General features: G+C 67.9%; 1 protein-coding gene. It reads left to right on the forward strand.

The genetic code is table 11. The features are described from left to right. Positions 1-527, forward strand: a 527-nt coding sequence (locus tag AC1D0P_RS28090) for a SulP family inorganic anion transporter (RefSeq protein WP_477679730.1), incomplete at both ends; no start/stop codon positions are given.

A 527-nucleotide genomic window follows, 5' to 3' on the forward strand; every position in this document is an offset into this window, starting at 1 on the left:
TTCCGGAGGTGCGGCGAGCGAAGCGGCGGGGACCGAGAGCCGCTGGGCCGCGGTCGTGGCGGCCGTGGCGCTGGCGCTTCTCGTGCTGTCGGCCGGCGGGCTGGTGGCGCGGCTGCCGGAACCGGTATTGGCTGCCGTCGTGATCGCGGCGCTGATGCACGCGCTCAATCCCGCGCCGCTCTACCGGCTCTGGCGGCTCGGCCAGGACCAGTATGTCGCACTTGCCGCCACGGCGAGCGTTCTCCTCCTCGGAATCCTCGATGGACTGCTGATCGCCGTGCTTTTGTCTTTCGCGATCTTCATTCGCCGGCTTGCGGTAGCGCATGTTGCCCGGCTTGGCCAGCTCGCCTCGAGCCACGCCTTCGTCGACATCGAGCGGCATGACGACGCGCACGAAATTGCCGGCATCGCGATCTGGCGGCCCTCGCAGCCGCTTTTCTTCGGCAATGCCGAGGCGATGCTGGGCCGGATCGCTTCGATGGCCCGCGCGGAACCTGTCAATCATGCGATCGTGATCAGCCTGGAAG

The organism is Polaromonas sp. P1_G2 (assembly GCF_056405515.1).